Source organism: Bradyrhizobium sp. CCBAU 53415, from assembly GCF_028128735.1.
Classification (GTDB): domain Bacteria; phylum Pseudomonadota; class Alphaproteobacteria; order Rhizobiales; family Xanthobacteraceae; genus Bradyrhizobium.
Genome location: NZ_LBJF01000022.1, coordinates 134,277 through 153,905, shown reverse-complemented (window position 1 = coordinate 153,905; position 19,629 = coordinate 134,277). Strand labels below are relative to the sequence as shown.

General features: G+C 66.5%; 18 protein-coding genes. 14 read left to right on the top strand and 4 right to left on the bottom strand.

Going from position 1 to position 19,629, the window contains the following annotated elements; translation table 11 throughout:
* Position 1: 1 nt before the first annotated feature.
* The 3 genes from rph to hemW are packed head-to-tail and all read left to right on the top strand — an operon-like array spanning position 2 to position 2,563.
* Positions 2–715, top strand: coding sequence for a ribonuclease PH (rph, locus tag XH87_RS15205; RefSeq protein ID WP_035712116.1), 714 nt, complete (start codon positions 2–4; stop codon positions 713–715).
* Positions 716–726: 11 nt separating this feature from the next.
* Complete coding sequence (gene rdgB / locus XH87_RS15200; RefSeq protein ID WP_271587912.1) at positions 727–1,362, top strand: RdgB/HAM1 family non-canonical purine NTP pyrophosphatase; 636 nt, start codon at positions 727–729, stop codon at positions 1,360–1,362.
* 16 nt (positions 1,363–1,378) lie between these two features.
* Positions 1,379–2,563 carry a radical SAM family heme chaperone HemW gene (gene hemW, locus XH87_RS15195; protein WP_271587992.1) on the top strand — a complete coding sequence of 395 codons (1,185 nt, stop codon included), beginning with the start codon at positions 1,379–1,381 and terminating at the stop codon, positions 2,561–2,563.
* 227 nt (positions 2,564–2,790) lie between these two features.
* Here hemW and XH87_RS15190 read toward each other — a convergent pair whose 3' ends face one another.
* Complete coding sequence (locus tag XH87_RS15190) at positions 2,791–4,002, bottom strand: penicillin-binding protein activator (protein WP_271587911.1); 1,212 nt, start codon at positions 4,000–4,002, stop codon at positions 2,791–2,793.
* Between the two features lie 341 nt (positions 4,003–4,343).
* On the opposite strand from XH87_RS15190, the gene rsmI reads away from it, so the two are divergent.
* From rsmI to XH87_RS15155, 7 genes are all read left to right on the top strand, one after another.
* Positions 4,344–5,294: a 16S rRNA (cytidine(1402)-2'-O)-methyltransferase gene (gene rsmI, locus XH87_RS15185; RefSeq protein ID WP_271587910.1), complete on the top strand. Its 951-nt coding sequence runs from the start codon at positions 4,344–4,346 to the stop codon at positions 5,292–5,294.
* On the top strand, positions 5,281–5,682 hold the full coding sequence (locus XH87_RS15180) for a YraN family protein (protein WP_271587909.1): 402 nt from the start codon (positions 5,281–5,283) through the stop codon (positions 5,680–5,682). Before rsmI ends, XH87_RS15180 begins: the two co-directional genes overlap by 14 nt.
* Before the next feature lie 10 nt (positions 5,683–5,692).
* Positions 5,693–6,637, top strand: coding sequence for a glutathione synthase (gene gshB, locus XH87_RS15175; RefSeq protein WP_271587908.1), 945 nt, complete (start codon positions 5,693–5,695; stop codon positions 6,635–6,637).
* A gap of 461 nt (positions 6,638–7,098) precedes the next feature.
* Positions 7,099–7,920, top strand: coding sequence for a Flp pilus assembly protein CpaB (gene cpaB / locus XH87_RS15170; RefSeq protein ID WP_271587907.1), 822 nt, complete (start codon positions 7,099–7,101; stop codon positions 7,918–7,920).
* Between the two features lie 10 nt (positions 7,921–7,930).
* Positions 7,931–9,448, top strand: coding sequence for a type II and III secretion system protein family protein (locus XH87_RS15165; protein ID WP_271587906.1), 1,518 nt, complete (start codon positions 7,931–7,933; stop codon positions 9,446–9,448).
* Between the two features lie 61 nt (positions 9,449–9,509).
* A complete protein-coding gene (locus XH87_RS15160; protein ID WP_271587905.1) occupies positions 9,510–10,241 on the top strand; it encodes a CpaD family pilus assembly protein in 732 nt (243 codons plus the stop codon).
* A complete protein-coding gene (locus XH87_RS15155) occupies positions 10,238–11,527 on the top strand; it encodes an AAA family ATPase (protein ID WP_271587904.1) in 1,290 nt (429 codons plus the stop codon). The genes XH87_RS15160 and XH87_RS15155 overlap by 4 nt, the downstream gene beginning before the upstream one ends.
* Positions 11,528–11,546: 19 nt before the next feature.
* Here XH87_RS15155 and XH87_RS15150 read toward each other — a convergent pair whose 3' ends face one another.
* Together XH87_RS15150 and XH87_RS15145 are read right to left on the bottom strand one after the other, a co-directional pair.
* Positions 11,547–12,317, bottom strand: a complete 771-nt coding sequence (locus tag XH87_RS15150) for a tetratricopeptide repeat protein (protein WP_271587903.1) — start codon at positions 12,315–12,317, stop codon at positions 11,547–11,549.
* 90 nt (positions 12,318–12,407) lie between these two features.
* Entirely contained in the window at positions 12,408–12,653 is a 246-nt protein-coding gene (locus XH87_RS15145; RefSeq protein WP_018644993.1) for a PilZ domain-containing protein, read from the bottom strand.
* A gap of 229 nt (positions 12,654–12,882) precedes the next feature.
* Here XH87_RS15145 and XH87_RS15140 point away from each other — a divergent pair, with 229 nt between their 5' ends.
* The 4 genes from XH87_RS15140 (at position 12,883) to XH87_RS15125 (ending at position 18,550) form a co-directional block, all read left to right on the top strand.
* On the top strand, positions 12,883–14,421 hold the full coding sequence (locus XH87_RS15140) for a YifB family Mg chelatase-like AAA ATPase (protein ID WP_271587902.1): 1,539 nt from the start codon (positions 12,883–12,885) through the stop codon (positions 14,419–14,421).
* Positions 14,422–14,529: 108 nt separating this feature from the next.
* Entirely contained in the window at positions 14,530–14,997 is a 468-nt protein-coding gene (locus tag XH87_RS15135) for a hypothetical protein (protein ID WP_271587901.1), read from the top strand.
* Positions 14,998–15,112: 115 nt separating this feature from the next.
* Positions 15,113–17,353 (top strand): PAS domain-containing hybrid sensor histidine kinase/response regulator, encoded by a 2,241-nt coding sequence (locus tag XH87_RS15130; RefSeq protein ID WP_271587900.1) that lies wholly within the window; start codon positions 15,113–15,115, stop codon positions 17,351–17,353.
* Positions 17,354–17,491: 138 nt separating this feature from the next.
* On the top strand, positions 17,492–18,550 hold the full coding sequence (locus XH87_RS15125) for an AI-2E family transporter (RefSeq protein ID WP_035712067.1): 1,059 nt from the start codon (positions 17,492–17,494) through the stop codon (positions 18,548–18,550).
* A gap of 113 nt (positions 18,551–18,663) precedes the next feature.
* On the opposite strand, the gene coaA is transcribed toward XH87_RS15125, so the two are convergent.
* Complete coding sequence (gene coaA / locus XH87_RS15120) at positions 18,664–19,620, bottom strand: type I pantothenate kinase (protein ID WP_035712064.1); 957 nt, start codon at positions 19,618–19,620, stop codon at positions 18,664–18,666.
* Positions 19,621–19,629: the final 9 nt, after the last annotated feature.

The following is a 19,629-nucleotide window of genomic DNA, read 5'->3' as shown; positions in this document are numbered from 1 at the left end:
CATGCGGCCAAGCCGCCGTGCGCCCGACGAATTGCGCCCCGTGACACTGGAGCGCGGCGTGGTCAAATATGCGGAAGGCTCATGCCTGGTGAAATACGGCGACACTCACGTGCTGGTCACCGCCACGCTGGAGGACCGCCTGCCGCCGTGGCTAAAGGGCCAGGGCCGCGGCTGGGTCACCGCCGAATACGGCATGCTGCCGCGCGCGACCTCCGAGCGCACCCGCCGCGAGGCCTCCGCCGGAAAGCAGAGCGGCCGCACCGTCGAGATCCAGCGCCTGATCGGCCGCTCGCTTCGCACCATCATCAATCTCGAAGCGCTCGGCGAGCGCCAGATCACGGTCGATTGCGACGTGCTTCAGGCCGACGGCGGCACGCGCACGGCCTCGATCACCGGCGCCTGGGTCGCGCTCGCCGATTGCGTCAACTGGATGAAGGCGCGCAACATGGTCAAGGCCAACGTGCTGCGCGACAACGTCGCCGCGATCTCCTGCGGCATCTACAACGGCACGCCGGTGCTCGATCTCGACTACGCTGAGGATTCCGAGGCCGAGACCGACGCCAATTTCGTCATGACGGGCGATGGCCGTATCATCGAGGTGCAGGGCACCGCGGAACGCGAGCCGTTCACGGAAGCCGAGTTCCTGGCGCTGATGGCGCTGGCCCGCAAGGGCGTCGCGCGTCTGGTGGACTTGCAGAAACTGGCTGTGGCGTAGTCAATAGGCCCATGCACCGCCGAATCACGGACAAGCTGGTCATCGCCACCCACAATCCCGGCAAGCTCGCCGAGATGCGGGAGCTGCTTGCGCCGTACGGCATCGAGGCGGTGTCGGCCGGCGACCTCGGCCTGTCCGAGCCGGACGAGACGGGCAGCGATTTCCGCAGCAATGCCGCGATCAAGGCGATCGCGGCAGCGCGGGCGACGAGACTTCCCGCCTTCGCCGATGATTCCGGCATCGTGGTCGACGCGCTCGACGGCGCGCCCGGGATCTACAGCGCGCGCTGGGCCGGCCCGTCCAAGGATTTCAACGCGGCGATGGCGCAGATCGAGCGCCTGCTGCAGGAGCGCGGCGCCACCACGCCGAACCAGCGCAAGGCGCACTTCGTCTCCGCGCTCTGCGTCGCCTGGCCCGACGATCATCTCGAAGAGGTCGAGGCGCACGTTCATGGCACGCTGGTCTGGCCTCCGCGCGGGAATGCCGGCTTCGGCTACGACCCGATGTTCCTGCCCGACGGCCACGGCCGCACCTTCGGCGAGATGGAGAGCATCGAGAAGCACGGCCTGCCGCCGCTCGGCCTCGGCCTGTCGCACCGCGCCCGCGCCTTCGTGAAACTGGCGGAGATCTGCCTTGAGCCGCGCTAGAGCGTTTTCGAGCGAAGTGGATACCGGTTCGCGCCAGGAAAACGCGTCAAAACACGAATCTAAAGCCTTTGGCGTCTACGTGCACTGGCCGTTCTGCCTGTCGAAATGTCCCTATTGCGACTTCAACAGCCATGTCCGCCACGCCGCGACCGACGAGGCGCGCTTCGCCTCGGCCTTCGCGCGTGAGATCGCAACGACCGCCGCGCGCGCCCCCGGGCGTGAGGTCACCTCGATCTTCCTCGGCGGCGGCACCCCGTCCCTGATGCAGCCCGCAACCGTCGGCGCGGTGCTCGATGCGATCGGCAAGCACTGGACCGTTGCAGGCGACGTCGAAGTCACGCTGGAGGCGAACCCGACCAGCGTCGAAGCCACGCGCTTCGCCGGCTATCGCGCCGCCGGCGTCAACCGCGTCTCGCTCGGCGTGCAGGCGCTCGACGACGCCTCGCTGAAGGCGCTCGGCCGCATGCACAGCGCGCGCGAGGCGCTCGATGCCGTCGCCATCGCGCGCCGCTCGTTCGACCGCTATTCGTTCGACCTGATCTACGCCCGCCCGGACCAGACGCCGGCGATGTGGGCCGACGAGTTGCGTCTCGCCATCGATGAAGCGGCCGAGCATCTGTCGCTCTATCAACTGACGATCGAGGAAGGCACGCCGTTCTTCGGCCTGCACCAGGCCGGCAAATTGAAGACGCCGGACGAAGCGGTCGCACGCGCGCTCTACGACGTCACGCAGGAGACCTGCGACAAGCTGGGGCTGCCCGCCTACGAGATCTCCAATCACGCGCGGCGCGGCGCCGAGTGCCGGCACAATCTGGTGTACTGGCGCGGCGAGGAATATGCCGGCATCGGGCCCGGCGCGCATGGCCGCCTCGACATCGACGGCGTGCGCCACGCCACCGCCACCGAGAAGCGTCCCGAGGCCTGGCTGATGCGGGTCGAGACCAATGGCGACGGCATCGTCACCGACGAGATCCTCAACAGCGAGGAGCGCGCCGACGAATTCCTGCTGATGGGTTTGCGCCTTGCCGAGGGCATCGACCCCGAGCGTTACAAGGCGCTCTCGGGTCGCCCGCTCGACCCCCGCCGCATCGCGTTGCTGCGCGAGGAAGGCGCGATCACCGTGGATGCGACGGGACGGCTGCGCGTGACCAGCAGCGGATTCCCGGTGCTGGATGCAGTGGTCGCAGATCTGGCGGCGTAGCGAGCTCTCGTAGAGTGGGTTAGCGACGCGTAACCCACCACTGTCCGTTTCCGCAAAGAGACAAGAGGTGGGTTACGCCTTCGGCTAACCCACCCGACAGGACTTTGCCCACCCTAAAGCGCGATGCAATCAGGATGAATCGTCACCGCGCTGTAGGTTGTTGTTTAAGCATGATCTTTTCGGAAAACCGCTGCGCACTTTTCCGGATCATGCTTTAGGGCAGCGCGCTACGCTCCAAAGCTCTTCGGCGAGCCCGCGACCGCAACGCCGCCACCCTGCGTCACCTTCATCACGGCGAGACCACGTTCATTCGTGCCATCGGCGCGGAAGCGGAACAGGCCGTCGATGCCGGCAAAGCCCGAGGGGTTGGTGAGCACATCGGGCGAGAAGCGCGTGGTGCCTTGCGTGCGCGCCAGCGCGGCGACGAGGGCGACCGCATCATAGGCCAATGTCGCCGTGCGCACCGGCTCGCCGCCATATTTGGTGCGATAGCGGCCGGAGAAGGCGCGGAAGCCGGCCGGGTCGGGCGCGGCATAAAGGCCGCCCTGCAGCGCGGCGCTGGCATAGACGCGCGGATTGTCCCACAGGCCGGTGCCGAGCAGCTGGATGTTGCGCAGATTCGCGCCTGCGGCTGTCATCGCGTCCGCCACCGACACGACGGCATCGCCGTCATCGGCGATGAACAGCGCGTCCGCGCTGCCGAGCTGTTGCGCCACGGTGCGCGCCGGCGTGGCGCGATCGGCGCCATATTTCTCGAAGGCGACGATCCGCCCGCCGCGCCGCGGCGCCGCTGCCTTCACCGCCGCCTCGACGACATTGCCATAGGCATTGTCGGGCACCAGCACGGCGAGCGAGCGCTTTCCGATGCTGGCGGAATATTCAACGATGCGGTTGACGTCGGACTCCGGCAGGAACGAGAGCAGATAGACGCCGCGGCCGGCGATGCTGGAATCGGTCGAGAACGCGATCACGGAAATGCCGCGCGTGCGCGCGACCTGCGCCACTGCCGGGACCGACTGTGCGAACAGCGGTCCGAGGATGATCTCGGCGCCCTCGTCGACCGCCTGCTGCGCGCCGGCTTGCGCGCCTTGCGGGCTACCATTGTCGTCCTTGATCAGGAGCTGGATGTTCGGGTTCTGGAACTCGGCCAGCGCCATCTCGGCGCCGTTGCGCATGGATTGCGCGGCGAGACCGGCATTGCCGGCGGCCGAAAGCGGCAGGATCAGGCCGACCTTCACGCCGCCGGTGCCGGCGGTCGTGGCCTGTTGCTGCGGACCTGCCGGCTGAGCCGGCGGTGCGGAGAACTGGCTGAGACTTTGCTGCACGCCGGCGCAGGCCGACAGCAGGGGCGCACTGAGCAACAGGCCGAGCGCACTCCGACGGGTCGCCGACGATCGGGACCCCGGAACGGGAGACTTTGGATAACGCGCGCGTACCATGGGCAAATTCTCTTCTGACCGGCCGCTGCCGGCCGATCACGACATTCCTTCCACGACATGGGCCGCGGATTCGGGCATATTGTCGGCAAACAGTTAACCAAAACAAAAGGATAACAGCCGCTTAACGCAGCCGCCTTCCCCGTCCCAGCAGCCGTTCGCCGTCGCTCATCGAGCATCAAGGCGGCGTTTCCGTCGTGAATATGGCGCGAGGGCCTTCATTCCCTCTCGCCGTGATGCTGGATTGATCACATTCCCGTCCGTTCGCCACCCCTCACCTTGGCGCGATCTTTTTCGACCAGCCGGTTCCCAGCCCTCCGGATCGTGCCTAAGTTGGCTTCATTATGCGCGCAAAGCCGGTCCCGATAAATACGTCTGAAGCTCAAGACGCCGCCTCGCGCGGTTTCTCCATCGATGCCCATCGGCTCGCGGTGCCGAAGGCCGCGCCGGGTCTCTATCTGGTCGCCACACCCATCGGCAATCTCGGCGACATCACCCTGCGGGCGCTTCAGACCCTCGCCGGCGTCGATGTCATCGCCTGCGAGGACACCCGCATCACGCGCCGCCTGACCGAGCGCTATGCGATTGCGGCGCAGCTCAGGCCCTATCACGAGCACAACGCGGAAGCGGCGCGCCCGAAGATCCTGGAGGCGCTGGCGCAAGGCGGCTCGGTCGCGCTGGTGTCGGATGCCGGTACGCCACTGATCTCCGATCCCGGCTTCAAGCTGGTGCGCGAGGTCTGCGCCGCCGGCCATCCGGTGCACGCGCTGCCCGGCCCCTCCTCGGTGCTGGCAGCTCTGTCGGTCGCCGCGCTGCCGACCGACCGCTTCTTCTTCGAGGGTTTCTTGCCGGCAAAATCCGCGGCGCGCCGCGCACGCCTGGCCGAGCTTGCGCGCATCGACGCGACGCTGGTGATGTTCGAATCGGGCAATCGGATGCAGGCTACCTTGACCGATCTCGGCGAAATCATGGGTGAACGCGAGGCCGCGGTCTGCCGCGAGCTGACGAAGTTGCACGAGGAGATCAGGCGTGCGCCCCTCGCCGAACTCGCGCGGCAAGCCGACGCGCCGGAGACGCGCGGCGAGTTCGTTCTGGTGATCGGCCCGCCTGCAGCCGACGCCGATATGCTGGCATCGGATGCGCTCGACGGTCTCCTGCGCGAGCAGCTTGCCGCCAACAGCGTCAAGGATGCCGTGGCGCATGCGGTCGCACTCTCGGGCCGACCGCGCCGCGAGGTCTATGCCCGCGCACTCGAGCTCGCAAGGGATCTGCGAGGCGGCGATGGCGAAGACTGATATCCCGGCGGAACCGAAGGTCGCCTCGCCCGAGCGTGTCGCCGCGTTCCGCACCGGCATTTCCGCGGAGAGCCGCGCCGCTGCCTATCTGATGGCCAAGGGCTACCGCATTCTCGCCAAGCGCTACCGCACGGCGCATGGCGAGATCGATATCGTGGCGCGCCGCCGCAATTTGATCGCCTTCGTCGAGGTCAAGGCGCGGGCGACGCTGGATGAGGCCGCTTTCGCCGTGACGCCGCGCCAGCAACGGCGCATCATCGACGCGGCGCAGGGCTGGCTCGCAGCGCATCCCGAGCATGCCGAATTCGAATTGCGATTCGACGCCATGCTGATTGCGCCGAAGCGACTTCCGCGCCATGTGTTGGCGGCATTCGACGCCTCGACCTGAAAGGCAGATCATGAAACTCAACGTCGCCGTCCAGATGGACCCCATCGCCCGCATCAACATCAAGGGCGATTCCACCTTTGCGCTGCTGCTGGAAGCGCAGAAGCGCGGCCATGGCCTGTCCTACTACACGCCCGACAAGCTCTCGATGGTCGGCGACGCGCTGGTCGCGCCGGTTCAGCTCCTGACCGTGCGCGACGAGCCCGGCGACCACTTCACTCTGGGCGAGCCCAGGCGCGAGGCGCTGAATGGTTTCGACGTGGTGCTTCTCCGCCAGGACCCGCCGTTCGACCTCGCCTACATCACCTCGACGCATTTGCTGGAGCGCATCCATCCCAAGACGCTTGTGGTCAACGATCCCGCCTCGGTGCGCAACGCGCCGGAAAAGCTGTTCGTGATGAATTTTCCGCAGCTGATGCCGCCGACGCTGATCTCGCGCGACCTGGATGAGATCAACGCGTTTCGCGACAAGCACGGCGCCGTCGTCATGAAGCCGCTGCACGGCCATGGCGGCGCGGCCGTGTTCCGCGTGATGCCGCAGGACATGAATTTCGGCTCGCTCTTCGACATGTTCTCGGTGACGTTCAGGGAGCCCTGGGTAATCCAGCAGTTCATCCCCGAGGTGAAGCACGGCGACAAGCGCATCATCCTGGTGAATGGCGAGTTCGCCGGCGCGGTGAACCGCGTGCCGGCCACGGACGACCTCCGCTCCAACATGGTCCGCGGCGGCGCGGCGCAGGAGACCGAGCTCACCCCGCGCGAACGCGAGATCTGCGCCACGGTCGGCCCGGCGCTGCGCGAGCGCGGCCTCCTCTTCGTCGGCATCGACGTCATCAACGGCAACCTCACCGAGATCAACGTGACCTCGCCGACCGGCATCCGCGCCATCTCGCGGCTCGGCGGCCCTGACGTCGCGGCCAGGATCTGGGACGTGATCGAGCAGAAGCGGAAGAAGTAGCTCACCGCAACAATTGTACTGGAGTCCCGCAATCTCTCCCACGTCGTCCCCGCGAACGCGGGGACCCATACCGCGGAATCCATCGATTGCGGCTGGTCGAAGTCCCGAACGACCAGTCTTCGCCAAACTTCTCCTTGGGGTTATGGGTCCCTGCGTTCGCAGGGACGACAGCGATATTGTGATGCGCTGCGCGGTCTCACTCGCATCGTCATGGGACCATTACTAACCACCCGTTCACCATAGCGCGCCGAGCGTCGTTCGAACGCACGAGCGCGCTTACGTGAATCTACGGGGCTGCTGGGCGATCTAATAACGCCGCGTTCACCATCTGCCGAAATCCGGCATCGCGGCCGGCCATCGCATTCGGCCTCGCAACACCCCTTATACCTTTGCTCCCTACTCATCGACGCGGGGGAACACGCCAGGTGCGGTTCGAGTGCCCCGCGTAAGAGTAGAAGCGTATGAACACCGCACGCATTGTCGTTCTCGTCATCGCTCTCGGCGCCGGCGGCGTCGCCGCCTATCTGGCGAGCGGCTTCGACAACAATCCCGCGCCTGCCCTTCCCGTCGCCGAGAAGCTGCCGACGGTCGAGGTCCTCGTCGCGAAGAACGATGTCCAGCTTGGCCAGGCCGTCAAGCCCGACGACCTGCAATGGCAGTCCTGGCCGGCCGCGACCGCGAGCAGCGCCTTCATCCGCCGCGACAGCCGGCCCGACGCGCAGACCCAGATCGCCGGCTCGATCGCGCGCGTGCCGTTGATGCAGGGCGAGCCGATCCGCGAGCAGAAGCTGGTGAGGGCCGAAGGCTCCGGCTTCATGGCGGCGATCCTTCCCTCCGGGATGCGCGCGGTCTCCACCGAGATTTCGGCCGAAACCGGCGCCGGCGGCTTCATCCTTCCGAACGATCGCGTCGACATCGTCCTGACCCGCCGCCTGAAGAATCCCGACGGCGCCAACCCTAACGGTCCGGCCGGCGGCAACGACCTCATCCTGTCCGAAATCATTCTCGCCAACATCCGCGTGCTCGCGATCGACCAGGCGCCGAAGGAAAAGGACGGCCAGAACGCCGTGGTCGGCAAGACCGTCACGCTCGAGCTCAGGCCCGACCAGGTCGCCACGCTCTCGGCCGCACGCCAGGGCGGCACGCTGACACTCGCGCTGCGCAGCATCGTCGATGCCAACGCAGTCGACGGCACGCCCGAGGACCAGGCGGTCAAGCGTCCGGGCGGCGTCAACGTGATTCGTTACGGCGTGCCGGCACGACAACTGACGTCACAGAAGTGATGGGGATAGCATGAACTACGGGGGAGATCGGACGGGCCTGCGCCTTCGGGGGAAGCGCGCGCGGTCGTTCTTGGCGGGGACGATGTTGATGCTGGGGCTGCTTGCAGCCGCGGACGTCGTCGGCGCTGCGGATGCGCCGGTCGGCGACCAGGCGCCGATGCAAGCGCCGGACCTCGGCGTGTCCCCGGTCGCGACGATCGCACCGGCGAGGACGCGTTTTCTCTCGCTTGGTGTCGGCAAATCAGTCGTCATCGACCTGCCGCGCGAGGTCAAGGACGTGCTGGTGGCCGATCCCAAGATCGCCAATGCGGTGATCCGCTCGGCCCAGCGCGCCTATATCATCGGCGGCCAGGTCGGCCAGACCAACGTCGTATTCTTCACCGCCGACGGCCAGCAGGTCGCCTCCTACGACATCGCGGTGAAGCGCGATCTCAACGGCATGCGCGCGGCGCTGCGCCAGTCCTTGCCGGGCGTGCAGATCGAGGGCGTCGGCGAAAGCGTGATGCTGACCGGCTCGGTGTCGAGCCCGGTCGAGGCCCAGCAGGCCGGCGACGTCGCCGCAAAGCTCGTCGGCGGCTCCGACAAGGTCGTCAACAACATCGTCGTGCGCGGCCGCGACCAAGTGATGCTCAAGGTCGTCGTCGGCGAAGTGCGCCGCGACATCGTCAAGCAGCTCGGCGTCGATCTCAGCGCCAGCCTCAACGCCGGCACCGCGGTGGTGAATTTCAACAACTCCAACCCGTTCTCGGTCTCCGGCGGCCCGCTCGTCAGCAGCAACGGGCTCGGTGTAACCGGGCTCGCAAAAGGCGTGGCCACCGTCAACGCCACGATGCGCGCGATGGAAAGCGCCGGTGTGATGCGGACGCTGGCCGAGCCGAGCCTGACGGCGATCTCCGGCGAATCAGCGACTTTCATCGCCGGCGGCGAATTTCCGATCCCTGCAGGCTATTCCTGCGATCCGGTCACCCACGTCTGCACCACCCAGATCACCTACAAGAAGTTCGGCATCTCCCTGAACTTCACGCCGGTCGTGCTCAGCGAGGGACGTATCAGCCTGCGCGTGATGACCGAAGTCTCGGAGCTGTCGAATCAGAACGCCATCTCCGTGACGCAGGCGGTGTCCGCGGGCCAGACCAGTTCGATCACCATTCCCTCGATCCAGACCCGCCGCGCCGAGACCACGCTGGAAATTCCCTCGGGCGGCTCGATGGCGATGGCCGGCCTGATCCAGCAGCAGACCAAGCAGGCGATCAACGGCCTGCCCGGCGTCGACCAGGTGCCGATCATCGGCGCGCTGTTCCGCAGCCAGGACTTCGTCAACAACGAGACCGAGCTGATGGTGATCGTGACGCCCTATGTGGTGCGCGCGGTCGCCCAGAAGGAATTGTCCCGGCCCGACGACGGCTTCGCGCCGGCCTCGGACGCGCAGACGGCGCTGCTCGGCCGCATGAACCGCCTCTATGGCATCGCGCGCCGGGTCGATCCGATCAACGGCGCGCCCGGTGATTTCGGCTTCATCATCGACTGAAGTGAACGGTTTGGGGACCGAGCGGGAAACGGGCAAGAAACGGGCAAGAGGGGACCAGGCGATGACGACAACATCAGCCGATCGACGTCGCAATTTGCGGATCGCGCTGGCACTGGCGGGGCTCTCCGTCATGCTCGGCGCTTGCAACACGACCGAGATCGTCACCCAGACGGTGCCGACCGACTATCGCCAGCGCCACCCGATCGCGGTGCAGGAAGGCAGGAAGTCGATCGTGATCTTCGTCGGCAAGTCGAGAGGCGGCCTCTCGGCCGCACAGCATGCGGACGTCGCGGGCATCGCCCGGGACTGGGTGCGCGAAGGCACCGGCTCCGTCGTCGTCGACGTGCCTGTCGACACCACGAATTCGCGCGCTGCGGCGGCAACCTATCAGGAAATCCGCTCCGTGCTCGCAGCCGGCGGCGTGCCGTCGCGTGCCATCGTCCAGCATCCCTATCGTCCCGAGGATCCCGGGCTGCTGCCGACGATCCGGCTGAGCTATTCCAAGATCAGCGCAGTGGCCGGCCCCTGCGGGCTGTGGCCGGAAGACGTTGGTCCGAACATCCTCGACCCCGGCTACAACGAGAATCGGCCCTATTTCAATCTGGGCTGCGCCAGCCAGCGCAATCTCGCGGCGATGATCGACAACCCGGCCGACCTCGAGCAGCCGCGCGCCGAGACACCGGCCTATACCGCACGGCGCGACATCGCCTTCGAGCGCTATCGCAAGGGCACCGCGATCGCGACTCCCAACCCCGACGCCGACAAGGCCAAACTCAGCGATACCGGCAGATGACACGTCTCCACGACGAAGACGCGGACGATCCGCGACACCCCGAGGAACACATTGCGCCGGTTCCTCGCATTTCGGTGCAAGCCTTTTGCGAGACCGAGCAGACGCTCAAGGCGGTGACCGCGGCGGGCCAGGATCGCCGGCTCGCCAAGGCGCATCTCACCGCCAGGGACGGCGGCCTCGCCGCGGCGATCGAAGTCTATGAATCGATGCCGACGCCGAACGTGATCGTCATCGAGTCCGACGGCACGCGCGACATCCTCGAGGGCCTGGACGATCTCGCCGGCGTCTGCGATCCCGGCACCCGTGTGGTCGTGATCGGCAACCCCAACGACACCGCGCCCTATCGCGAGCTGGTGCGCCGCGGCGTCAACGATTACGTGGTCGGGCCGGTCGAAACCCTCGACGTCGTCCGCTCGATCTGCAGCCTGTTCTCGGCCTCCGAGGCCATCATCACCGGCCGCGTCATCGCGGTGGTCGGCGCCAAGGGCGGCGTCGGTGCGTCCACCGTCGCGCACAATCTGGCCTGGACCATCGCCCGCGACCTCGCGCTCGATTCCGTCGTGATCGATCTCGACCTCGCCTTCGGCACGGCGGGCCTCGACTACAACCAGGACCCGGTGCAGGGCATCGCCAACGCGGTGCTGTCGCAGGACCGGCCGGACACGGCGCTGATGGAGCGCCTGCTCGCCAAATGCACCGAGCGCCTCAGCCTGCTCGCTGCGCCTGCCACCCTCGACCGCGTCTACGATTTCGGTGCCGAAGCCTTCGATGCGGTGTTCGACACGCTGCGCATGACGACGCCCTGCATCGTGCTCGACGTTCCCCATCAATGGTCCGGCTGGACGCGGCGCGCGCTGGTGAACGCCGACGACATCGTGATCGTGGCCGAGCCCGATCTCGCCAATTTGCGCAACACCAAGAACATGCTGACCGTGCTGAAAGCGGCACGCCCCAATGATCGCCCGCCGCTGTACTGCCTCAACCAGGTCGGCATGCACAAGCGCGCGGAGATCGATGTCAAGGCGTTCGCCAAGACCATGGAGAGCCAGCCGATCGCGGTGATCCCGTTCGATTCGAAACTGTTCTCGACCGCGGCCAATAACGGCCAGATGATCGCGGAGGTCTCCAAGACCCATCGCACCACCCTTCTGTTCCAGAACATGGCAAACCGCCTCGCCGGCCGCGGCGAAGTGAAGAAGCCGAAGCGCTCGCTGCTCGAGCCGCTCCTGAAAAAGCTGAAGGGCCGGTCAAGCCGCAACTCCCCGCCGCATCGCAAGGCGTCGTAAGCGCACACCAAAGGGCGGATTACTTGTCCGCCCTCTGCTGCTTCTTAGCCAGCAGCTGCCGCAGCGCCGTGACCTTGGCCGCGGCCTGGTCCGGCGGCAAATCTGCCTTCACGAGAATTTCAGCCTCGGCCTCGCGGCCCTGCAATCCCAGCACGAGCGCGAGATTGGCACGAACCCGTGGATCGTTCTGATTGCGCTGATAGGCGCGGCCGAGCACCTGTTCGGCCTTCGGCAGATTGTTTTGCAGCACATAGGACAGGCCGAGATTGGACAGCACGGTCGGCTCGTCGGGCACGATCTTCAGCGCCGCGGCGTAATATTGCTGCGCCTCCTCGTTGCGGCCGAGCTGATCGAGCACCGCGCCCTGCGCCGACAGGATGCGCCAGTCCGGATCCTCGGGCGTATGCGCGCGGCTGAGGACGTCGAAGGCCTGCTGGAAATTGCCGTTGTCGGCGAGCGCGCGGCCATAGCCGGCGAGCAGCGCCTTGTTGCTGGGATGGCCGAGCACGGCCTGCTCCAGCACCGCGACCGCCTGCGCGCGCTGACCGGTCTCGCGCAGCGCCTTGCCGTAGGCGAGCGCGATGGCGGGATCGCCGGGCTTGGCACGATAGCGCTCGCGCAAAGCGTCCATGTCCGGCCTGGCATCGGCCTTGCCGACTGTTTCCGGTTTGCCACCGAGCGCGCCGGTGACGTCTTCGAGGCCCGTCGTCTGACAGCCGCCGAGGCCGAGCACCAGGAGTGCGGGAAGCAGGAATCTCGCCGGAGAGGCGAGGCACGAACGCTTGGACATACTCTGATCACTCGGCAACTGATCAGAGATGCTGACCCATTAACGCTAAAGTCCGGTTAAGGACGCGCGGCCTTCGATCCGGATTGCGCTCTAATCGACGAACTCAGCGCCGAATTCGCAGCCGATGCGCCAGCGCAGGCGGCACTGGCGGGAATAGTCGGGCGCGAAGATGATGGTGAATTGGGGGGGCACTTCTAGGAATTCCGCCACCACTTTCACGCCCCCATCCGAAATATCCGTGATCGTGCAGTCCCGCGGCAGCGAGCCCGCGCCAAAATGAATCTTGGCGAGCCGGCTGCACACCCGACGTTCGCTTCTCCGGCGATTTGCAAGCATTTGAACTGTTCACCCGTTAGACCACGGCCCATCCCGCAGCTTCAGGAGTAACGGACATTCGTTGGGATGTGCTGAGGACAGCCGGTCGCATTCGAGGCGTAGTGTTCGCGTCGCGTTTACGGCCGGTTAGGACTTGCGCGGGCACCAGACAATGTTCCCGTATTGTTCTTGCGTACACGGCCTCGCTCTGCTACCGCTAATTGCACGAAAGGGGCAGGCTGGTTCGAGCATGGTTCAGCGGGTTTCTACCGTCGCCTTTGAGGGGATCGAGGCCCGCGCGGTCGACGTGCAGGTGCAGGTCGCGCCGGGACTGCCGGCCTTCGCCATCGTCGGCCTGCCGGACAAGGCGGTGTCGGAGGCGCGCGAGCGGGTGCGCTCGGCCCTGATCGCCTCGGGGCTGGCGCTGCCGGCGCGGCGGATCATCGTCAATCTGGCACCGGCCGACCTGCCCAAGGAGGGCAGCCATTACGACCTGCCGATCGCGCTCGGCCTGATGGCGGCGATCGGGGCGATCCCGCCGGATGCGCTGGCCGGCTTCACCGTTCTCGGCGAGCTCGGCCTCGACGGCTCGATCGCGCCGGTGGCCGGCGTTCTTCCCGCCGCGATCGGCGCCAATATGCGCGAGGAAGGACTGATCTGCCCGGCGGCTTGTGGCTCCGAAGCGGCCTGGGCGAGCCCGGACATCCAGATCATCGCAGCAAGTTCGCTGATCCAGATCGCCAACCATTTCAAGGGCACGCAGGTGCTGTCGCGGCCCTCGCCGAAGGTGCACGAGGCCGCCGCCTTCACGCTCGATTTGCGCGACATCAAGGGCCAGGAAAGCGCCAAGCGCGCGCTGGAGATCGCGGCCGCCGGCGGGCATCACCTGCTGATGATCGGCGCGCCTGGCGCCGGCAAATCGATGCTGGCGGCGCGCCTGCCCTCGATCCTGCCGCCGCTGTCGCCGGGCGAGCTGCTCGAGGTCTCGATGATCGCGTCCGTCGCCGGCGAGATCGAGGGCGGCGCGCTGACGGCGCGGCGGCCGTTCCGCTCGCCGCATCATTCCGCCAGCATGGCCGCGCTCACCGGCGGCGGCGCGCGCGCCAAGCCCGGCGAGATCTCGCTGGCGCATCAGGGCGTGCTGTTCCTCGACGAGCTGCCGGAGTTCGATCCGCGCGTGCTGGATTCGCTGCGCCAGCCGCTGGAGAACGGCGAGGTCGCGGTGTCGCGCGCCAATCACCGCGTCACCTACCCTGCCCGCTTCATGCTGGTCGCGGCGATGAATCCCTGCCGCTGCGGCAATGCGTTCGAGCCCGGCTATGCCTGCAAGCGCGGCCGCATCGACCGTTGCACCGGCGACTACCAGGCGCGCATCTCCGGTCCCCTGATGGATCGCATCGATTTGCGCATCGAGGTGCCGGCCGTGACCGCGGCCGACCTGATCCTGCCGCCGCCGGCGGAGGGCTCGGCCGAGGTCGCCGCCCGCGTGGCGGCGGCGCGCGACATCCAGCTCGCGCGCTATGCGAATGCTGGCCTGCCAAATGTCCGCACCAATGCCGAGGCGCCCGCCTCGGTGCTGGAAGAGATCGCAAAGCCGGATGCGCAAGGCGCCAAGCTGCTGCGGGATGCCGCCGAGACCATGCGGCTGTCGGCGCGCGGCTATCACCGCGTGCTGCGGGTGGCGCGCACCCTGGCCGACCTCGACAACGCGGACAAGATCGGCCGGCTGCACCTCGCCGAAGCGCTGTCCTACCGCGCACTCGCGGAGGATGTGCGGCAGATGGCGTAAGCGCGCCGCGCGTCAACCCGGCGGTAACGAGTTTCCTTTACGCTCTGCAAACCATAAGGGTCGCTCATTTCGGTTCCGAGTTCCCGAGGGCCCGGCGAGTAGAGTGTCATGTTGCGTTTCAATATCCTGGCCTCGGTTGTTCCCCTGCTGGCGGCTGCGGTGTTTGCCCGCGCCGAGATCGGATCGGTCTCGCATCCCTGCATCGCGGTGGGCGAAACATCGGTCGAGCTCACGTCGCTGTTCTGGACCGCCGGCGTGCGTGTCGCCTTCACCGAAGATCCCGCTCGGGCCACGGTGCGGGTTCAGGTCACCGACGATGCCGACGCCGCGGACTTCACCGTGGTCGACGACGGTCTCGGTTCCGAGCCGGATTCCTGTCAGGCCAATCCCTCGACGCGCCTCGTCTCGATTGCCGCCCAGCCTGTCGACGGCGGCCAGGTGATCTATCTCTCCACCGAAGGTCCGGCGGACTACCGCATCTACGTGCGCTCGAAGTCGTTCTCGCCGCGCGAGGCGGCGGCGCTGATCGTCGGCGCCCGCGGCAGCCACCGTCATCTCCAGGCCGCTTCGCTCTGACGCATTAACATCTCGTCAACCCTGTTTGGAGGCAGGGCCAAAGCCTCAAGCTGTTCGCAAGGTCAGCGGGCCATCGTCGCACGCGGCGGCGGGTTTCAGGCAAGGGTCGGTGGCGATGGGTCGGACGTTCCGGATCAAGGTGCGCATGCGCCGCTTCAAGCGGCAGCACCCTCGCATCGCCTTCGCGATCCGCTCCTTCATGATCTTCTCGGCGACGTTCGGGGGAGCCTATGGTTTCGTGTCCGGCAGCCGGTCCGACACCTCCGGCTATGATCCCCACGCCTTTGCGATCGGTGCGAGCTTCCTGTTCGCGCTCGCCTGCCTCGGCCTTGCGACGCTGAGCATGCGCCTGCGCTTCGTCAACAAGCGGCTGCGCAAGCTCGCTGCCCACAATGAGGCGTTGATCGACCGCAATTGGGAGCTGAAGGAGGCGGAAGAACGCGCCCGCAGCCTGTTTGAACAGCAGGGCGATCTCATCGTGCTGCGCGCTACCGATGGCCGCATCACCTTTGCCAACGACGCCTATTGCGCGCTCGCGGGACAGAAGCGCAGCGCGCTGGTCGGCACGCATTTCGATTTCGACGTGCTGGAGCAGGGCGACAGCGCCCGCGAGAGCAACGGCACGCGCATCCACGACCAGAAGATCGCAACTCCGCTCGGCACGCGCTGGATCGCCTGGCGCGAGGGCTATGTCCGCCTCGATGCCGGACAGCCCGCCGAATTGCAGAGCGTGGGACGCGACGTCACCGACCGTACCGAGACCGAACGCGCACTGTCCGATGCGCGCGACCAGGCCGATGCCGCCAACCGCGCCAAGTCGCGCTTCCTCGCGATGGCCTCGCACGAAATCCGTACCCCCCTGAACGGCATCATCGGCATGGGCGGCCTCCTGCTCGACACCGCACTGACGCCGGAGCAGGCCACCTATGCCAGGGCGGTGAAGACTTCGGGCGAAGCCTTGATGGCGCTGATCGAGGAATTGCTCGACTATTCCAAGATCGAGGCCGGCAAGCTCGACCTCGATCAGCATCCGTTCGCGCTCTCGACCCTGGTCGAGGAGATCACCGAGCTGCTCGCGCCGCGCGCGCAGGCGAAGACGCTCGAGATCGCCGCCTATGTCGACGAGCGCCTGCCGCTCGAAGTGGTCGGCGACGCCGCGCGGCTGCGCCAGGTGCTGCTCAACCTCGCCGGCAACGCCATCAAGTTCACCGCGAGCGGCGGCATCGCGCTGATCGTCGAGCCCGGAATCTGGCCGAACGAGATCAGCTTCCTGGTCCGGGATACCGGCATCGGCATCGCGGCCGAAGCCCAGCAACGCATCTTCTGCGAGTTCGAGCAGGCCGATGAGCGCGTCGCCCGCACTTATGGCGGCACCGGGCTCGGCCTCGCCATCAGCGAGCGCATCGTCAAGCGGATGGGCGGCCGGATCACGCTCACGAGCGAGCCGGGCAGGGGCTCGACCTTCGAGGTCGCGGTGCCGCTTCCGCCGTCGCAAGCCGGCGCCGGACAGACGCCATTTCCGAGCCCCGACCTCACCGGCAAGTCGTTGCTCCTCGTCGCCGACGGCATCGAGGCCTCGTTGATCGCGCGGCGCCTCGAGCGCTGGGGCGGCCAGACCTGCATGGTCGCGGACGCGGCGGTAGCCGAAGCGCTGCTGCCGGAACGCTCTTGGCACGCGGTGCTGATCGATCGCGCGATCGGTCCTGTCTTGGCCGACCATCTCGGCGAAGCGGCCCGCGCGCATGCACACCAGCGCCTCGTGCTGCTGACGTCGAGCTCGCGCCACGAAGAGCTGCCGCCGGCATTCACCGGTTTTCTCATGAAGCCGCTGCGCGCAGCTTCGCTCGCAGCACGCCTCGCCCTGACACCGGAGGTCGCCTCGCCCGATCTCGCGCCGGAGCCGCCGGCGGCATCCATCAGCACGGCACCGAAGGGCCTGTCGATCCTCGTCGCCGAAGACAATGAGATCAACGCATTGTTGATGCGTTCGCTGCTGACCAAGCTCGGCCACCGCGTCGTCATCGCCGTCCATGGCGAGGCCGCGCTGGAATCCTGGCTCGCCGCCTCATCGGCCGGCACGCCCTATGATCTCGTGCTGATGGACATCCAGATGCCGCAGCTCGACGGCATCGAGACGACAAAGCGCATCCGCGCGCAAGAGACAGCCACCGGCGGTCATCACACACCGATCCTGGCGCTCACCGCCAACACGCTGGTCGAGGATCGCTATGCCTGCTTCGAAGCGGGCATGAACGGATTTCTGATCAAGCCGCTCGACCGGGAGAAGCTTGACGAGGCGCTGGCCGGGCTGGCCGCCTCCCGGCATCAGACAGTCCCGGATGTCACGGGAACCTGATCTCGGCCGGCAATCGTAACTGAAACCCACCGCGTTGCCGCGACGTGGCGGGGTGATCGGCCCGGCGTGACTTGCCGCTCCGCCGCGATGTTGTGATATCGACGTCCTGCGACGAGCGACTGAAAGGCTGGCGAACACGTGAGAACATCCGAAGACCGCTCATTCCTCATTTTACTCGCCGCGATCTCCGTTGCGTTCGGGTGGGTGCTCTGGCCATTCTCCGGCGCGTTGTTGTGGGCTTTGCTGCTAGCCATCATCTTCGCACCGCTCTATCGGCGCGCCCTGGAAACCCTCCGTGGAAAGCACAACCTTGCCGCACTCTTCACGCTCGCCGTTGTGATCGTCATGGTCCTGATCCCGGTGGGGATCGTCATCGCTTCGCTCATCGACCAGGGCGGGGAGCTGTATCAGCGCGTTCAGAGCGGAGAGATCAGTTTCGCTCACCCGCTGCAGCAATTGAGATCCGCATTGCCTGGCTGGACTGCTTCGCTGTCAGATCGCCTGGCCCGCATGGATCTTTCGGCCCTGAAGGAACGCCTGTCGGGCCTGGTCGTCCCAGCCGGCCAACAGCTGGCCGGGCATGCGATCAACATCGGTCAGTTGACGCTGGAGTTCGTCGCAAGCCTGCTCGTGATGCTGTACCTGCTGTTCTTCCTGCTGCGCGACGGCGACGACCTGAGCGCACGCATTCGCGATGCACTCCCGCTGCGCCCGAGCCAGACCGCCGAGATCCTCGATGCGTTCACCCTCGCGGTTCGCGGAACGATCAAGGGGATCGTTCTCGTCGCCCTGATACAGGGGGCGCTTGGCGGGCTCATCTTCTGGCTGCTCGGCTTGACTGCGCCGCTGCTGGCGGGCGCGCTCATGGCGCTGGTTTCGCTGCTGCCCGTGCTCGGCTCCGCCCTGATTTGGGTTCCGGCCGCGCTTTATCTGCTCGTGGCGGGCGCAGTCACGAAGGGCCTCATTCTGCTCGCTTTCGGCACCTTCGTGATTGGCCTCGCGGACAATTTTCTCCGCCCGATCCTGGTCGGCCAGTCGATCCAGATGCCGAGCTATGTCGTGCTGCTTGCCACCCTGGGCGGCCTCGCGACCTTCGGAGCGAACGGCTTCGTCATCGGCCCGCTCGTCGCCGCGATGTTTCTGACGACGTGGCACATCTTCGTCGCCTCGAAGGCGCAACAGGGGGGCCGGAAATGATCGTCATTCCGAGCCTCCCGCCCTTTTTCAAAGGAATAGCGGAATACCCATTGTTGGTCTGCAACAAAAGATACGTATCGCTCGGACCAGCCAACGCCCCGTTCACGACGCTATCATAGCCGCCTGAGCGCCACGCTCTCCACGGTGTGGTCCGCGCCCTTCTTGAGGATCAGCGTGGCCCGGGGGCGGGTCGGCAGGATGTTGTCCTCGAGATTGGCAAGGTTGGTGCGTTCCCAGATCGCGATCGCGGTGGCGGTGGCTTCCTCGTCCGACAATAGCGCGTAGCGGTTGAAGTAGGATTTCGGGTTGGTGAATGCGGTGTCGCGCAGCGCCAGGAAGCGCTTGATGTACCATTGCCGCAGCGCCACCTCGTCGGCGTCGATATAGACCGAGAAATCGAAGAAGTCGGAGACGACAGGCACCGCCTTGCCGTCGCGCGGCAGCTTGCCGGTCTGCAAGACGTTGACGCCCTCCACGATCAGGATGTCGGGCTGGTCGATCTCGGCCCACTGGTTCGGCACGATGTCGTAGGTCAGATGCGAATAGACAGGCGCGCGAACGTGGCGGCGACCGGACTTGATGTCGGAGAGGAAGCTGAGCAGCAGCGGAAGGTCGTAGCTCTCGGGGAAACCCTTCTTCTGCATGATTCCCTGCCGATCAAGCACCGCGTTGGGGTAGAGAAACCCGTCGGTGGTGATCAGCTCGACCTTCGGGCGCGGCGACCAGCGCGCCAGCAGGGCCTGGAGCACGCGGGCCGTGGTGGATTTCCCGACTGCGACCGATCCGGCGACGCCGATGATGTAGGGCACCTTGCGGTCGCGGATGTTGAGGAATTGACGCTCCGCGTAATACAGGCGCTGCGTCGCATCGACGTAGATCGAGAGCAGGCGCGACAGCGGAAGGTAGATGTCTTCGACTTCTTGGAGGTCAAGGCGGTCATGCAGCGAGCGTAACCGATCGAACTCGCCCGGCTCCAGCGTCATCGGCGTGTCGTCGCGCAGTCGCGACCACTCTTCGCGCGTATAGACGCGGTACGGATTATACTGCTGCTCGGGTGCGCGGATATCCATGACGCCGCC

Bases quoted from the DNA above. Each gene is read 5' to 3' on its own strand.
- XH87_RS15180 (WP_271587909.1), top strand. From the start codon at position 5,281: ATGGCGAAGACTGATATCCCGGCGGAACCGAAGGTCGCCTCGCCCGAG.
- rph (WP_035712116.1), top strand. From the start codon at position 2: ATGCGGCCAAGCCGCCGTGCGCCCGACGAATTGCGCCCCGTGACACTG.
- rdgB (WP_271587912.1), top strand. From the start codon at position 727: ATGCACCGCCGAATCACGGACAAGCTGGTCATCGCCACCCACAATCCC.
- cpaB (WP_271587907.1), top strand. From the start codon at position 7,099: ATGAACACCGCACGCATTGTCGTTCTCGTCATCGCTCTCGGCGCCGGC.
- XH87_RS15165 (WP_271587906.1), top strand. From the start codon at position 7,931: ATGAACTACGGGGGAGATCGGACGGGCCTGCGCCTTCGGGGGAAGCGC.
- XH87_RS15160 (WP_271587905.1), top strand. From the start codon at position 9,510: ATGACGACAACATCAGCCGATCGACGTCGCAATTTGCGGATCGCGCTG.
- XH87_RS15190 (WP_271587911.1), bottom strand. From the start codon at position 4,002: ATGGTACGCGCGCGTTATCCAAAGTCTCCCGTTCCGGGGTCCCGATCG.
- XH87_RS15135 (WP_271587901.1), top strand. From the start codon at position 14,530: ATGTTGCGTTTCAATATCCTGGCCTCGGTTGTTCCCCTGCTGGCGGCT.
- XH87_RS15145 (WP_018644993.1), bottom strand. From the start codon at position 12,653: ATGCTTGCAAATCGCCGGAGAAGCGAACGTCGGGTGTGCAGCCGGCTC.
- XH87_RS15130 (WP_271587900.1), top strand. From the start codon at position 15,113: ATGGGTCGGACGTTCCGGATCAAGGTGCGCATGCGCCGCTTCAAGCGG.
- gshB (WP_271587908.1), top strand. From the start codon at position 5,693: ATGAAACTCAACGTCGCCGTCCAGATGGACCCCATCGCCCGCATCAAC.
- XH87_RS15155 (WP_271587904.1), top strand. From the start codon at position 10,238: ATGACACGTCTCCACGACGAAGACGCGGACGATCCGCGACACCCCGAG.
- XH87_RS15140 (WP_271587902.1), top strand. From the start codon at position 12,883: ATGGTTCAGCGGGTTTCTACCGTCGCCTTTGAGGGGATCGAGGCCCGC.
- rsmI (WP_271587910.1), top strand. From the start codon at position 4,344: ATGCGCGCAAAGCCGGTCCCGATAAATACGTCTGAAGCTCAAGACGCC.
- XH87_RS15150 (WP_271587903.1), bottom strand. From the start codon at position 12,317: ATGTCCAAGCGTTCGTGCCTCGCCTCTCCGGCGAGATTCCTGCTTCCC.
- coaA (WP_035712064.1), bottom strand. From the start codon at position 19,620: ATGGATATCCGCGCACCCGAGCAGCAGTATAATCCGTACCGCGTCTAT.